The organism is Frigoribacterium sp. UYMn621 (genome assembly GCF_040549525.1).
Lineage (GTDB): Bacteria > Actinomycetota > Actinomycetes > Actinomycetales > Microbacteriaceae > Lacisediminihabitans.
This window is the reverse complement of the sequence record NZ_JBEPTM010000010.1, coordinates 1-14,291: the sequence shown is the minus strand read 5'-3', so window position 1 is coordinate 14,291 and position 14,291 is coordinate 1. Positions and strand designations below refer to the sequence as shown.

At 62.4% G+C, this 14,291-nt stretch carries 13 protein-coding genes; 6 read left to right on the top strand and 7 right to left on the bottom strand.

Features of this window, described 5'->3' with window-relative positions; all coding sequences use genetic code 11:
* Positions 1 to 12: 12 nt before the first annotated feature.
* Positions 13 to 822 (bottom strand): acetoacetate decarboxylase family protein, encoded by an 810-nt coding sequence (locus ABIB54_RS14255; RefSeq protein WP_354576184.1) that lies wholly within the window; start codon positions 820 to 822, stop codon positions 13 to 15.
* A gap of 166 nt (positions 823 to 988) precedes the next feature.
* Between ABIB54_RS14255 and ABIB54_RS14250 the strand changes: the two genes are divergently transcribed.
* A complete protein-coding gene (locus tag ABIB54_RS14250; protein WP_354576183.1) occupies positions 989 to 2,500 on the top strand; it encodes an APC family permease in 1,512 nt (503 codons plus the stop codon).
* 24 nt (positions 2,501 to 2,524) lie between these two features.
* The gene (locus ABIB54_RS14245) at positions 2,525 to 3,310 is read left to right on the top strand and encodes a hypothetical protein (RefSeq protein WP_354576182.1); all 786 of its coding nucleotides are present in this window, start codon (positions 2,525 to 2,527) and stop codon (positions 3,308 to 3,310) included.
* A 535-nt stretch (positions 3,311 to 3,845) separates the two neighbouring features.
* Here the strand turns inward: ABIB54_RS14245 and ABIB54_RS14240 are convergent.
* On the bottom strand, positions 3,846 to 4,865 hold the full coding sequence (locus ABIB54_RS14240; RefSeq protein ID WP_354576181.1) for a hypothetical protein: 1,020 nt from the start codon (positions 4,863 to 4,865) through the stop codon (positions 3,846 to 3,848).
* A gap of 338 nt (positions 4,866 to 5,203) precedes the next feature.
* On the bottom strand, positions 5,204 to 5,659 hold the full coding sequence (locus ABIB54_RS14235; protein WP_354576180.1) for a hypothetical protein: 456 nt from the start codon (positions 5,657 to 5,659) through the stop codon (positions 5,204 to 5,206).
* Between the two features lie 292 nt (positions 5,660 to 5,951).
* On the opposite strand from ABIB54_RS14235, the gene ABIB54_RS14230 reads away from it, so the two are divergent.
* Positions 5,952 to 6,257 (top strand): hypothetical protein, encoded by a 306-nt coding sequence (locus ABIB54_RS14230; RefSeq protein ID WP_354576179.1) that lies wholly within the window; start codon positions 5,952 to 5,954, stop codon positions 6,255 to 6,257.
* Between the two features lie 218 nt (positions 6,258 to 6,475).
* Here ABIB54_RS14230 and ABIB54_RS14225 read toward each other — a convergent pair whose 3' ends face one another.
* A complete protein-coding gene (locus ABIB54_RS14225) occupies positions 6,476 to 6,994 on the bottom strand; it encodes an AAA family ATPase (RefSeq protein WP_354576178.1) in 519 nt (172 codons plus the stop codon).
* Between the two features lie 78 nt (positions 6,995 to 7,072).
* Positions 7,073 to 8,239 carry a hypothetical protein gene (locus ABIB54_RS14220; protein ID WP_354576177.1) on the bottom strand — a complete coding sequence of 389 codons (1,167 nt, stop codon included), beginning with the start codon at positions 8,237 to 8,239 and terminating at the stop codon, positions 7,073 to 7,075.
* Positions 8,240 to 8,841: 602 nt separating this feature from the next.
* Between ABIB54_RS14220 and ABIB54_RS14215 the strand changes: the two genes are divergently transcribed.
* Entirely contained in the window at positions 8,842 to 9,069 is a 228-nt protein-coding gene (locus tag ABIB54_RS14215) for a DUF2283 domain-containing protein (protein WP_354576176.1), read from the top strand.
* 45 nt (positions 9,070 to 9,114) lie between these two features.
* The gene (locus ABIB54_RS14210; RefSeq protein WP_354576175.1) at positions 9,115 to 9,621 is read left to right on the top strand and encodes a hypothetical protein; all 507 of its coding nucleotides are present in this window, start codon (positions 9,115 to 9,117) and stop codon (positions 9,619 to 9,621) included.
* A 480-nt stretch (positions 9,622 to 10,101) separates the two neighbouring features.
* On the opposite strand, the gene ABIB54_RS14205 is transcribed toward ABIB54_RS14210, so the two are convergent.
* Complete coding sequence (locus ABIB54_RS14205; protein ID WP_354576174.1) at positions 10,102 to 10,530, bottom strand: hypothetical protein; 429 nt, start codon at positions 10,528 to 10,530, stop codon at positions 10,102 to 10,104.
* On the opposite strand from ABIB54_RS14205, the gene ABIB54_RS14200 reads away from it, so the two are divergent.
* A complete protein-coding gene (locus ABIB54_RS14200) occupies positions 10,529 to 10,654 on the top strand; it encodes a hypothetical protein (RefSeq protein ID WP_354576173.1) in 126 nt (41 codons plus the stop codon). The two genes, ABIB54_RS14205 and ABIB54_RS14200, sit on opposite strands and share 2 nt — an antisense overlap.
* Positions 10,655 to 10,925: 271 nt before the next feature.
* Here ABIB54_RS14200 and ABIB54_RS14195 read toward each other — a convergent pair whose 3' ends face one another.
* Positions 10,926 to 14,201, bottom strand: coding sequence for an Ig-like domain repeat protein (locus tag ABIB54_RS14195; protein WP_354576172.1), 3,276 nt, complete (start codon positions 14,199 to 14,201; stop codon positions 10,926 to 10,928).
* Positions 14,202 to 14,291 lie beyond the last annotated feature (90 nt).

Below are 14,291 nucleotides of genomic sequence, written 5' to 3'. Positions count from 1 at the left end.
AGGGCTCGCGCGTCACACGGCGCGCGAGCGGTCCTCCACCAGGTCTCCCCCGGCGAAGGTGACACCGAGTTCGCGGTAGTACCCCCCGAGGATCTCGTCGACGGGCAGGATCGAGTGCAGCTCGTCCCAGGGCGAATCGGCGAGCGAGAGTTCGGCGTCCCCGCGCCAGGCCGGGCCAAGGTCGGCGTCGGTTCCGCCCATGCTCACGAGCTGGTCGAGCGACAGACCCTGGCCCTGGCTGATCGACGGCATGAAACGGTTGTGCAGCATCCGGTGTCCATTGACGAATCCGTTGTCTTCGGAGGGTTCGCGCAGCGTCACGACGGCGGAAGCCAGGCGGTGATCGTAGGCGGCAAGCGAGGCGCCGATCTGCGCTCCCGCCTCGAGCCGCGGTGTCGCCTTGCCGTGCGAGAACAGTCGCGTCACGTGCACTGAACCGAGCTTCTTGGGGTAGCCCTGGAACCATCCGCGGCCGATCGCGAAGTCCTTCGTGACCCAGATGGCGACGCAGCGGCTGTAGGTGACTCCCCGATGAGAGCAGCGAACGACGACGAAGGCCTCGAGGTACTGCGCGCGCACGGGGTCGAGGAGTTCGAGGCCGCCCTCGCTGCAGGACTGCCAGTCGGCCCAGATGATGGCGACGGCACCCGGACGGTCGGGGGCGAGGTCGATGTCTGGCGGCAGGAGGGCTCGCACATTGGCGGGATCGGTGAGGTATTCGACGGTCAGAAGCGTCCCGGAGTAGTACCACGGCGGCTTCGGCACGAGCGCGCTCGCTCCGGTGGGGGTCAGCGGGGCGAGAAATCCGTTCAGAGCAGTCATAGCGCCAGAGTGTAGCCCAGATCCCGGCTTGTTCGTATCCGAATGAAATTCTCCGAATGACTTGACGACGGGGCCGAGGTTCGCCATTGTTAGCTAACTCGTTCGGATACGGACGACTTGCGTACCCACCCAGCATTTCAGCCCGAACTCAACGAGGAGTATCGCAATGGCACTCGCCCAAGACACCCCCGCTTCCGAAATGGACGCCCACACCTCTCTCAACAAGGGCCGACTCGGCACCGTCGGCATCGTCTTCTTCGTCGTCGCCGCCGCCGCCCCTCTCGTCGGCATGACCGGTGCAGTTCCGGTGGCCATCGTGCTCGGCAACGGCGCAGCTGCCCCTGGCGCCTACCTCGTCGTCGGCATCACCCTGCTGCTCTTCAGCGTCGGGTACGCCGCGATGAGCCAGCGGGTCACCAACGCCGGCGCGTTCTTCGCCTACATCGGCCGCGGTCTCGGTCGCCATGCCGGCATCGCCTCCGCATTCGTCTCGATCCTCGCCTACGTGGCAATCCAGCTCGCCATCTTCGGATTCTTCGGCGCCGTCATGGCCGGCCAGGTTGGCGTCCTCCCGTGGTGGGCCTGGTCGCTCATCGCCTGGGCGCTCGTCACCGTGCTCTCGCTTCTGCGCGTGGATGTCGGAGCGAAGGTGCTCGGTGGCCTCATGCTTCTCGAACTCACGGCTCTCGTGATCACGTCCATCGTCATCCTCGCCAACGGTGGACCAGAAGGCATCAACTTCTGGGCGTCGTTCAACCCGACGGCGATCATCGCGGGAGGACTTGCGGGTTCCGCCGGCATCGCCTTCGCCTTCGCCTTCGCCTCGTTCATCGGCTTCGAAGCAACCGCGATCTACGGCGAGGAGTCCCGCGACCCGAAGAAGGTGGTGCCGCGCGCCACCTATCTCGCGGTCGTCGTGATCACGGTGCTCTTCGCCCTGACCGCCTTCGCGATGGTCACCGGAATGGGCGCCTCCCGAGTCGTCGAAAAGACCGTCGAACTGTCGACGGTGGCCAAGGTGCCGCTCGCGGCCCCCGCAGAAGTGCTGTTCTCGCTCGCCACCCAGTACGTCGGACCGTGGATGGCCACGGTCATGTCGATCCTGGTGCTCTCGAGCCTGTTCGCCGGCCTTCTCGCCTTCCAGAACGCGGCCAGCCGTTACCTGTTCGCGATGGGTCGCGGCGGGGTGCTTCCGGCGCGACTCGGAACCGTCAACGGGCGCGGAGCGCCGGCCGCGGCATCCGTCGTCACCTCGGTGATCACCGGAGTCGTCATCGTGATCTTCGCCGTCTTCCAGCTCGACCCGGTGCTGAACCTCTTCTACTGGTTCAGCGGGCTGTCCGTCGTGGCGATCGTGCTCATCGAGATCCTCGTCTGCATCGCGATCATGGTCTACTTCCGCCGCAACAAGGGCGACGAGAACGTGTTCCAGACGGTCATCGCGCCCGTGCTGGCGACCGTCGGCCTCGTGCTCGGGGAGTACCTGCTCATGTCACGCTTCGGCCTGCTCGCCGGAACTGTTGCCGAGGGCGTGGACCCGACCGTCACCCCCTGGGGTCTCAGCGTGATCGGCTGGGTGCTCGTGATCCTGCCCTTCGCCCTCCTCGGCATCGGGTACCTGGTCTCCCGCGCCCGCACCTCCGTGAACGAGGAACTGCTGCGCGACGTCCTGTCGTAGCTGCTCGCGCAGTAGCGTGTCGATATGCGATGGACGGGTGAGGTGGAGCGCGGGCGCTGGTATCGAGAGCGCCTCATCGAACGCTGGGAAAGCATCCACTTCGTCATTCCGAGCGGTTTCGATGCCTACGCACGCGTCTTCCACCCCGCTGAGCGCGACCGCCTCGCGGCCCCGGAGACTTGGCGCGGATGGCTGCCGGGTGACACTCACCTGGGGGAGATCGAACGGGAGCGGGTGAGCTGGGCGACAGTCGCGACGGCCTTCGGCACCACCATGCATCCCCTGGCGCAGTTCGACCGGCTGCGGGCGGGCGATCCTGATCGCAACAATCACTTCCTCGATGCGAACGACTGGCGATATAACGAACCTCGGCAGGGACGCCTGGATGCCGCATCCGTGACCGCGCTCGCCCGGCATCTCGAGGGACACACCGCCACACCCCACGCAGGAATCATCGCCGTGTGGGAGGGCTGGGGCGGCATGTTCCGGCCGGGCGGCGCCGAGGAGGGCACCTTTTTCGAAACACCGTGGCGCAGGCACCTGATGTTCGATGCCGGCGTCAGCGAGCTCGCCGCTGCCGCTTGGCCGGAGTCAGCCCCCTGGGTGCGGCACGCGTGGGATGCGGAGGGCCCCAGCATCATCTGGCCGGACGACCTCGCCTGGGCATCCGCGACCGAGGTCGACTTCGACTCGACGATCGTGGCCGGCAGCCGTGCACTCATCGATGAGCTGGTCGGCAGCAGCACCATCGAAGCGCTGGAGATCGACTCGACTGCCGACCTGACTGTGAACGGGGATCACCTCAACTGAGATCGAGCTTTCACGCTGTCGTCGTGCGCGCCCTGGAAACCGGAGCGGCTCCGTGCAACACCGGGCCCGAAGCTCAGCCCGCGGCCGAAAACTCTGCGGGACAGGTGACCTGTCCGCCCGTTTCCGCGGCGTGCGGGCGGCAGCCCTGGCGAAGGCCCGCCAACAAGAAAGGGCCGCCAACGCAGAAGGCCCAGAATCGCGAGGATTCCGGGCCTTCTGGGTTTTACTTCTGTTGCATTTTTCCTCTGTGGGTGGTTCCGGAAATCTAATTTCCCCCGTAATCATTGGGCAGTTTCTCTGCCTTCGTAGCCTCGTTCCAGCCTTAGCCTCGAATCTTTCCAGGCTGCTTGTGGGGAGCGATCTTGAGAGCCCAGTTTCCTCACCAGATCGTCCGTTGATAGTGGCGCCAGTGCGCGTTTGTCGACCTGATTATTCGGGGTGCGCTAGCGACCGCGGAGGTGGGGCGGGCGGGACGGGTCCATTTGCCGGTCGGAACAATGATTGCCCGACGTCGTCTGGGTTTGGAGGTCGTCCTTCACAGTTGTGTTTCGAATCCGCGCCGCGAACTGTTATCGGTGTTCGGGTCGTCGCCGAAAACCATCTCGCGCCACATCTCGAATGAGATTCCATTTTCGGGCAGCGATGCGTTGCTGGCCCGATAGATCGCGTCGAGGCGTTCACTCTGGGTGAGTACCGTACTGAACGGACTTACCTGGCGCATATCGATCGAGCGTCGGTCGACTCCCAATAGCCGAGAGCGCAGGCCCTCCATATTGTTAGTCACCGCTAATGTTTCCCATTCGTTGAGCCACGATTCGCCAGAGTCCCCGCGCACGTTCGCTCGAAGGCGGCGCAAATTTCCGGGGACGACGCCGAGCACTGCGGCTGGGTTTTCCAAGAGTCTTCTAAGCACTTCACGATGAAGTTCAAGTGAAACGCGTTGCTCGCGACGGTCCATCCTGGCACCCGATCGGACCGTCTCCTCAAGGAACTGGCGCATCGACAACAGGTGCGTCTTCGTGAGCCCCTCTGCCCGTTCTAGTTCTATCAAGAGGGACGACACGGGCAAGGCGTTCAGGGTTTCTTTGCCTTGGCTGCCCATGTCAGCGTCGACACAAATGAACCGTGACGGAGACTTCCCGAGATCCCGAACGATGGCCTCAACCTTCGAAAGATACGGGGAGCCGGTCATGCCGGACGGGGCGACCAGTAGCGAACGAGATTTTTGGAAAGACCCGATAGCGGCTGTCAGCAGCGAGATCGAGTGTTCTTCGTTACCCGTCGTGAGAAAGACGAGTTCCAGGTCGAAGTCTCCCATCACCCGTTCCAGCGCCGCCCGTACTGCCGGGGAGATGGTGAGTGTTGGCTGCGGATTCTCGCCTAGCCGGGACGGTCCGGTCGCAGGGACGGTGGTGCTGGGTTCTCCGCCACGAGGATTACGGTTCGGAGCGATCACACCAGCGACGTCAAGGAACAGCGTGCCGCCAAGGATGTACGGTTCCGGCATAGCTGCCTGGAGACCGGCGCCTTTCGGATCGTTCGACTCCGTGTGCATGCCGCTAGCTTTGCACCCACCCAAGAAATCTGCTGAGCCCAGTGATAACGAAGATTTCCCGGACACGTGAGTTGGGTGCAGAGCATCCCAGTGAGTCTCAAACTGGGGGTACCACACGACCAGCAGACGTCTGCTGTCTCTTCGACGTCGGCGCTCGGGGCGCGGGAGGTAGTGCGTGGAAAATACTTTCCTCCAACGGAGGGAACCGTGGGCTGATAAAACCCGTCCTCCGAGCTGTTCTGTTGACCTGCGGATCACGATTCGGCGTTCGTGGGAGAGTCCCATCCTGCCTCTGAAACCAGTTCGCCCCGCACTTTCACACCTCCGCGAGCGAGATCTCAGTAGGCGCTGCCGCGATTGTGGCGGGTGTTGGAACCGCTGTGGCCGCTGGTCTTGCGGATGTATTCACTGGAGGAGTCGCTATTCTGGCATCGGCGGGAGAGGCCCTCGCCGTTGCTGGCCTTGTGAGTGGTGGAGTACTCTTCATCGGCGACGGCATCAACAGTTGTAATAGCTCTGGGATCTCGCAATGATCGCGAACAATTCAGCGCAGGCTTGGAAGGAGCGCCTTCTATGCCATCGTTATCGGGAGCAGGCGGTATGAGGACGGCAAGCGTCGTTGTATTTGTGGCATTCGGCATAGCAGCGTTGGGGATGGTGGGGCTCACCATATCTGCCTTTATGGGTTCGTTCTCCTGGATATCATGGGTCGTCGGTCTGGCGATGACTGCTTTGATCGGTTGGCTCGCATTTCGGACGAGGCGGCGAGTGAATTCGGCTATTTCTACCGCCAAGGCTGAAGATGATCGATCCCGTTCGTAACGGAGCGAGCCCCACAAGTGTTAGCCACCATGCCCTGAACTGCACCTAGACTGTCGTATCCCGAACATGGGTTCCTGAAACGCACAAATCATCGCAGCGCGGCGGAGTGGGCATCTGCTAACAAGGATGACTCCGTTTGACCACCACTGGCGGACCCCGACAGGATCCGAGTCACATCATTCCTATTTGCCCCGCCGCTCGCCGGAGGAGCATCAGTCGTACCGTTCTAGCGAGATCAATGTCGGGTACGAGAGAGCGTGAATCATGGTCAAAGTAGTCCTTTCTGCACCGCTTGAAGCCCTTCCCGACCTCATTCGCCAAGCGGTGGAAACTATCCCTCGAGCCACCCTGATCGAGGTGCGCCCGGACGGTGCGCTTGTTGCCCGTAAAACGAACTTCGCCATAGCTTCAGAATCGACCCGCTTCTCTTTCCACAGCCGGCCAAAAGGCGGAAGTGAGGTTCGAGCCGAGTCCAGCAGTGGAGGCGCACTCGGATTTGTTTCCTATCCCGAGGTGGTGGCTGAGACCGGCCGTGCTGTGCTCGACGCGCTCGTTCACTTGGATAAGTGAACACCATGCGGACGAATCAGAACAGCATCGACATTAACTAGGGGGTCGCTGTTCGGATAGGTGACATCTGAGTTCGCCTGCAAGGTATGACCATTTTCGCAGCGCGGGTTCCGCTTCCGGGCGCCCTTCCGGTCGAACTCGGGCCTCCACCGCGCTCCCGAGATGGTCTGGAAAGCCGCCCGGTGATGGTCCCTTCGGCGGACCGGTTGCACGCTTCCCTACCAGCCCGCTCGCTCCTTCAAAATTGTTGCCGTCGCAGTGATTGAACTTCCTGAGTTATCCACGACGAAGTGATCGATCGAAGCAACTCGGAGGATGGCTGCAAGTTCCCCTGCACGCCCTAGGTGCCATTCCAGGTCGGAAGCGTTGTCGGCATGGCGCAATCTGAGCCGTCTTGTCAGGGTGGCAGCGTCGGCTTCCAGCCGACAGATAAGGAACCCGCTACTCTGCAATGCGGCTTCGTACCGCGGTATCTCGCTGGCTTCCTCGACAACGCCGGCGAGGATGAAGTGCTCGACGCCGGCACGGCGATAGTTGACGACAAGGTCGCGCAGATTCGCCATTTCCAATTCATGATTGAAGCGGTCGCCTTTGGGCGGTGGCCATGCACGGCTGATTTGGTCCAAGTCGATCACAGCATGATGGTGGCCACTTTTCGTCTCCAGCGTGCTGAGAGCTTCGGCGACGGTCGACTTTCCGACGCCGACTGTCCCGTTTAGAAATACGCTGTCGATCATTTGTCGAGACTCTCACACCGCATGGTTCGCTGAACGTTCGTGATTTGCGTTGACAAGATAGGCGACTAGCTCGCCAGGTCATAAGTCGGACCAGGTTTCACAGACCTCGACTAGGCCGGATGAACTCAAAAGCCGGACTTCCACCGTAGTGACGTCCTCGACGTACCAGCTGATCTGTACGGCGCCTAGATTGGTGTCGATGAGAATCTGTTGTTCGTGTCCAACGGGAGAATTCACAACGATCGCGGCGACTGCTCGCCCAACGGTCCCTGCGAGGTCTCCTCGGACTCGCCGCGCAATGTGAGTGACGAAGTCTGGCCAATCACTCCTATCGAGCGACTTAGACCATTCAACAGGGTTCGGCGCGAGGACCGGGGTCGACCGATCGGTCAGAGCTTTGGCGAGGCGTCTCCGAGCCGACTCATACTTACGTCCCTGCGCGGCTACGTCCCGGCTCGACTGCCACGTTTCCCAAGGCATCTCGCCTGTCCCTGGGGATGCGAGTATGTGCTGCTCAACGGTGGGAAGGACGAGATTCGGCCTGGCGAACTGAAATGCCGTCCGCCCGAACATGCTGGCGAGCCGCGCTTCGCCTGGCGGGGGCGGGGACGTGGGGTCGCGCCAGGGCAATGCCGTTGTCTTGATCAGAACACCGCCTGTAGACAGAACGCGCGCTCCGTCCTGCTCAGCAAGGTGCGGGTACATCACGACAAACGCGGGACCGAAGTAATTCAGCCAGAAGACACCCGGCAAATCTGCCGTCACTCTATTAGGCGAGTGACTGTTGAGGGCCGAGTCTGCAGCCACGAAGCCATAGGACGCATCGATCGCGAGAGCTAATTCCTCGAATAGTGCGGCTGCTTCGCTCACACTGCCCGGGCTTTCCATGGTCACGGGCAGCCAATCTTGTTCGATGTCGTGACCGACGAGCAAATATTCATATTGCCCGGCGCGGGGTGACTCCAGCGGGGTGCCGAACCATTTTCCTCTGCCGGGCAGTAGGTCGATCGAACCGCATTCAAGGTCGGGGTATCGTCCGTTTCGGCGGACGGTCTGCCATTCCACCGGTAGGCCGTGGTCGCGAATTACGGCCTCCAGGGATAGACCAACTGTGATTCGAGCCGGGTCTCCGCCGACCTTGATTGGCCGAAGGGTCGGATGGGCATCGAACGCGCGCCCCACCGCGGCCGCCCGATCACTGGTCATTTCCGCGAAAGAGTTGAGCGAGAGCCTCAGACCGTCCATCAGGCCACTCTGGCAGAGAACTGAATTCGCGCGATTCACGTTCCCCCACGGGCACCGTCGGACGTTGAGTTCCTTGTTGCCGTCTTGGGAGCCTTCGAGAGCGGAGCGCGCGTAGGGTGACGTTCATGAATAGACGGTGGATGCGACTTTCAAGGCTTCAGTGGGTCCTTCTCGTCGCTCTGGTGATCTGCCTCCTCGGCGCCCTTGGTTCTCTGATCTGGAACTATCCGATCTGGCCGTTCTCGCTAGTTGGATCTGCGTTGATCATTCTCAACTTCGTCATGAGCACGAGGGCTGGACTCAGTGCCCCTGTGGACGGAAGGCCCGACCTCGACAAGCGCTACCGCTAGGCCTGCGACTTCTTGGCGGGCCTCTCGGCAGGGGGTTACATTTTGGGTTGCCACACCGGCGATGTGCCCATTGTCGGTGTTTTGCCTCGCGCACCCCATCCAGGATTGAGGTGCAGCTGCGATCCACCTTCACGAGGTCCAAAGGACCGCCCGCTGGACGTTCCGCATCCGGACACAGCTCTGATGTGAGGGGAACGCGGGTTGGCGTGATCCGTATGTACCTCTAATGCGACCCATTGGTAGCCTTCGCGAATGGATTTCACCTTTGACGCTAATAACGATTCGGCGTATATCTCCTTCCTCACAAAGGAGAGTCGATGGAGTCGGGCCGTACGATCCGAAACCCTCCTCGATACCAACGTACGTGAAGATATAGTCCTGGACTTCGATGATGATGGTCACTTGATCGGGCTGGAGTTCCTCACTGCTCGCCGAAACCTGAGACCCGAAGTTCTCAAACAGGCACGGCAACAAGGTTGAGCCGAGACGAACTTGTCCCAGATACCTCGGAGCAGGAGGGAACCCGTGGTGATAAAGCGCCCTAGGATCGGTGACGTTTTCACGATCCCGACAGGAGATGGTCGGTTCGGCGTCGGCCAAGTCGTCGCGACCTACGGGAAGGACGCCTACTTCTTCGCTGTCTTCGGACCCCTACTGTCCGCCGCCGACTTGCCAACCCGGCTTATCGAGGTCCTGGCCGGTCCCGTCGAATTCCTCACCCTATCCTTGGACGCCAAGATCCACGCAGGCCATTGGAGGGTGGTGGACTGGATTCCCGTTCGTGACGATCTACCGCTTCCCGCGTTTAAAGAGGCGGTGGCGTCGGCCGACCATTTCGATGTAGTGAATTACTCGGGCTCTCAGCGACGGCGAGCAAACAAGGATGAGGTTGCCCGACTGCCCAACCGGAAGATCGTCGGACCCGCGCGATTGGAGCGAGCGCTCCGGGCCAGCGCGGGTATTGAGCCCTGGCTGGATGCGTTCGACGAACTCAGGCCACGTGGGCTGACCTCCAGGGAAGCCTTCCGCTGACGCGCTTCCCAATCCGCCGTCGAGTGGGCTGACTCACCGCCTATTCATAAAGATCAGGCTCCCTGGATCGGAATGACACGAAGGTGGGCGGTACGCAAAACAGATCGAGCAAGTGCTTGCGCTTCACGCGTCGCCAACATCGGCTCTGACCAAATTCGTTGACGATGGATTGCGGCACTCAAATCAAGCGAAACGAATTTCTCACCAGCAAGTCCCGGGAAGCGAGTGACTCGGTAACTCGCTGAGATGGCCTTCAACTCTACGGTCACAGCGCCAGTTGACGTTCCCCTTACGGGCGGCCGATCGGGGCGAAAAGTGGTCTCAAGCGCGTTCTTGCGCCGGCGGGAAATTTCGTCCGCTCATCGTCCCGCCTGCGGCCGCTTTCGAGCCGAGGTCAGGCTTAGATGCGATTCGAGCAGGACCTAGGGAGTGCCGATGATGATGGCGACGATGACGGCCGTCCTTCAGGATTCAGGTTGGTCATGCGAGCTGTGTGCCGTGAAATGCTGCGATGGCTTCGGTAGCGTGGTTGGTACGGATGTAGAAGGTAGCGCCGTCCGATTCCCTGGTGATGGCCAGCCCAGGACCGCCGGAGAAGAGAAGCGCCCACGTTCGGCCTGGCACTCGTCGCAGGCCGAGGCCACCGAACTTGACCGGATTGAGGTCGGCCATTGTCATTTCTTTGATGTCGTCACGCGGAATACGTTTCTTCCAGATTGGCCAGAAAGCCAAAGTCACCTGGTGCCCTTCCACCTCTAGCGTGATCCTATTGAGGATGCTGATGATGCCGAAAGCGATCAGGAGAAACGCACCCAATAGTGCGCTAATGGCGGCGTATGTTTGACCGCTGAAGAATGAGGCGCCGGAGATCACAAGAACCACGACCATGAAGACAGCGGCAACGAGCATGAAGACTCCACCGACGCGCATCCATGGTCTCGCGGCGGTGCTCTCGCTAAAGGACTGCGATCCGCCGTTCGCCTGCAGGGGGTGTGAGCCGATGATCATCGTCGCCGTCTCCCTCGCCAGTTAGGGGATTCACGCTACACCGGTGGTGCACATGAGGTTCCGCTAACGGGCGGCCCATCTGGCTAAAACGTGGTGCCCAGGGCGCTCTCCTGAGCGCTCGAAATCCCGCCCGCTGGTCGTCCGGCTTGCGGGCAGTCGAGTACGGCCTCGGAAGCATGCTAAGTGGGGCGGGCTAAAGTTCTCTGGGCGTACCTGAGTTGCAAGTGATTTTGAGCTGCAAGGAGGGCGTTGGACCTTATTGTGCGCGCCGCCGGGTTGCGGCGCGCAGTGCGTAGTTACGCTTCGAGGCGGTTCCGACGTCGACGTGTGATAAGTAATGCGCCGAGGCCGAGGAGGAGCAGGAAGATGCCAGATGCTGCGGTGGGGCCCGGGTTTGCGCCGGTGAAGCCGAGTATTCGGGCAAAGACCGACGGGCTGACGTGGACTGCGAATGTGGTTTGGCTCGCAGCGTAGGACGGGTCCCCCGAGTACGCGGCTAGGACCGTGTGTGTGCCGGCGGCGAGGGCAGTCGTCGTGCAGGAGGTCGCGGGCAGGGTGGCGGTGCAGAGAACCGCACCGTTCGAGGTGAAAGTGATGGTGCCGGTCGCTGCCGGCGGGATTCCTGTCGCGTTCACTGTGGTCAGGTTTTCAGACCCGCGCAGGCTGGCAGTTCCGTTCCCGGCGACTGCGGTGGGCTGCGGGGCAACTATTAGGTTCACAGTGGGCCCCGTCGCAGGGACATGGTTTGCGTCGCCGCTGTAGGTCGCGGTGATCGTGTAGTTGCCACCGGCGAGGTTGGAGGCGGTAGCGCAATTGGTAGTCGGAAGTGTGGCGATGCAGAGTACGCTGCCGTCGGAGGCGGTGTATGTGATCGTGCCGGTCGCCCCAGCTGCCAGGCCCGAGGTATTCAGGGTGGCGGAGGTGCCGTGGACCGTTGTCGCGTTCGGGCCATTGTTGACCGTGGCCAGCAATGTGCCTGCGACTTTCGTCACCTCGAAAGCGATCGGCGTGGTGGCCGCTCCCTGGTGGTTTGCGTCACCCGAGTAGGTGGCGGTGACTTCATAAGTTCCGGCGGCAAGACTGGCCGGTGAGGCGCAGGAGACCGCCGGGAGGGTGGCCGTGCAGAGCACCGTTCCATCCGCGGTCGTGTAGGTGATCGTTCCGGTATCGGTGGTCGGGATGCCGCTGGTGGCAAAAGTCGCGGTGGTGCCGAATGGAACGGACGGGTGGTCGACGGACGCGACGATCGCGGGAGCCGCAACCGGGGTCACTACGAGCGTCGGCTGGTTTGTGCTCGTCGACGCGGCATGGTTGGCATCACCGGAGTAGGTGGCTTCCACGGTGTAGGTGCCGGCGGCGAGTGTCGCGTCCGTGGCGCAGGAGGTTGCGGGCAGAGTTGCGGTGCAGAGGGTAGCGCCGGTGGAGGTGTCGGTGAATGTGATCTGACCGGTGCTTCCCGCGATCACCCCGGTCGCTGACAGGGTTGCGGTACCGCCGTAAACGATGGTGCTGGTAGCGGCACCGTTCACGGCTGCCGCGAGGGTCGTAGTCGCCCGATCTACTTGCAGGGGTGCGGTGCTGGCCGAGTCGGCCGCCGTGTGGTTGGCGTCTCCGGCATAGTGCGCGGTGATCGCATAGGTGCCTGCCGGAAGGGTCGTCGCCGTGGTGCAGGAGGGTGTGGCCGCGGTGGTTGTGCAGAGCACGGTGCCGCTCGCGTCGGTGAAGGTCACCGCTCCGGTAGCTCCCGCGGGCATTCCGGTAGCGGTGAGTGTTGAGGCGCCGCCGTAAGAGATGTCAGCCGGAGATGCGGTCACGCCGATGGTCGAGGTGGCCTGGGTGACGGTGGAAGTGGTGGTCCCGGAGGATGGTGCGTAGGTGGCGTCGCCCGAGTAGGTGGCGGTGATGGTCTGTGCGCCGATCGGTCCAGTCGCGGTCGCCACGCAGGTGGCGACTCCGGCGGTCACCGGTGCTGCGGCGCACAGTGTCTGGCCGGTGGTCGTATCGATGATGGCGACGGTGCCGCCATCCGGCACGGGGCCGACGTTCGCGGTGATGGTCTGGGACGTGCCGTACTGCGTGGTGGCGGGAGACACCGCAACGGTAGTGGTCGTCGGAATTTTGGTGATCGTGACGGACGATGATGTCTGCACCGCTGTGGCATCCGTCGAGGACACCACCGAGGAGATGGACAGCGGGGAAGCACTTGCCGGCCCGGTCGCAGTGAACGGCAACACCAAGGCAGGAAGCGCGGACCCTGCGGCGATTGTCCCCGTGTATGTGCAGGACTCTGTTTGGCCATCTATTGTGCAGGTGTAGTCGGTGCCCGGGTAGGCGGTGGGGGTGATGCCGGTGGGGAACGTGGTGGTTACCTGCACTGGGGCACTTTCCGGACCGCCGGCTGCGGCCACCGCGGGCGACACCGTGTAAGTGTCGGTCGCACCCGGTGCTGGTGTGGAGTTGGTCACGGCGGACGTTGCTGTCAGCGTCGGTACCGGCCCGGCGAGGGACTGTGCGCTGAACTGGTTTATTTCATGCGTGTCGGTTGAGCCGCCGGTTGAGGCCACCCATCCGTAAGTCAGCTTGAACGGCAGGCCGGTGTTGGAATCGAACCACGACGAAGGGATAAGACCGGTATACGCATTCGAGCGAAGGTCAGGAAGAGTGCCGCTGACAACTGTCTGGGAGGCGGCGCCGATGGTTTTGAAAACGATCGCATACGAGCGGGCAGGAACCGAGACGGAGGAGAGTTTGCTGGTCCCAGCCGAAGCGACCGCGACGGCCGCGGAGTTGATCGCAACCTCCACCGGCACATCTGAGTTCGCTCGGGTTGTCCCTTCCAGAGCGGTGCGGCCGCCCAAACTCGAGTTGTAGCCGGGCAGCACGCAGTAGCCAGCGGCATTGTTGCCCGGGCCTCTCACGGTCACGTTCGTTGGCTGGGTGCTGTTGCCGGGGGCGGAGCTGCAGCCGGTCCCGTCGAAGCCGGAGTTCAGGAAGTTGCCGTAGGCATCCAACCCCAGACCGAGGTACCCATTTGCTAGGCCGCTGCTGGCACCGGTGGCACTGTAGCCGAGGGAACCGCCCGCCTGCCCGATCGCTGTCGGCACCTGCGGGTTGTAGGGGTCGGTCACTGCAAGGTAAAACGCGATGCCGTCTGCGCCGTTGCCGCCGTATTGGTAGGAGTCGAACGCGACATCAAGGCCTTTAGATATTGGCACTGACTGGGTAGCACCCACCCCACCCTCCAGCCCGTTGCCCGCAGTGGTGAGCCGCAACGCCCCGCTACCGACCGAGTCTGTCGCTGGGTTCGCACATCCGGGCACGTTCGCCGCGGCATCTGTCCCCGCGGTCAGGCAGGCCGAATTAGCACCAGCCGGAGCGGTTGGCTTGATGTATCCGGGAGCTGTCGCGCCAGTGAAACTTTGGGTCGCGAACACCGTCTGCGGATTGGCCGCCACTGCCGCCATGCCGTTAGACAAAGACACAGCCACCAGAGCGGTCGCTGTGGCGAGGACAACCACGAATCGTTTCACCTTGGTCGACGGAAGAGTGGGCTGCTGCGGGTCAAGTCCCAAGTAGTGGTGTAACTGCTGATCCTTCGTTTCAGGCGCTGAGGGCCATGATCGTGTCGGTGTTCACCTCGCTTCCGGTGTCGGCAACTGCTC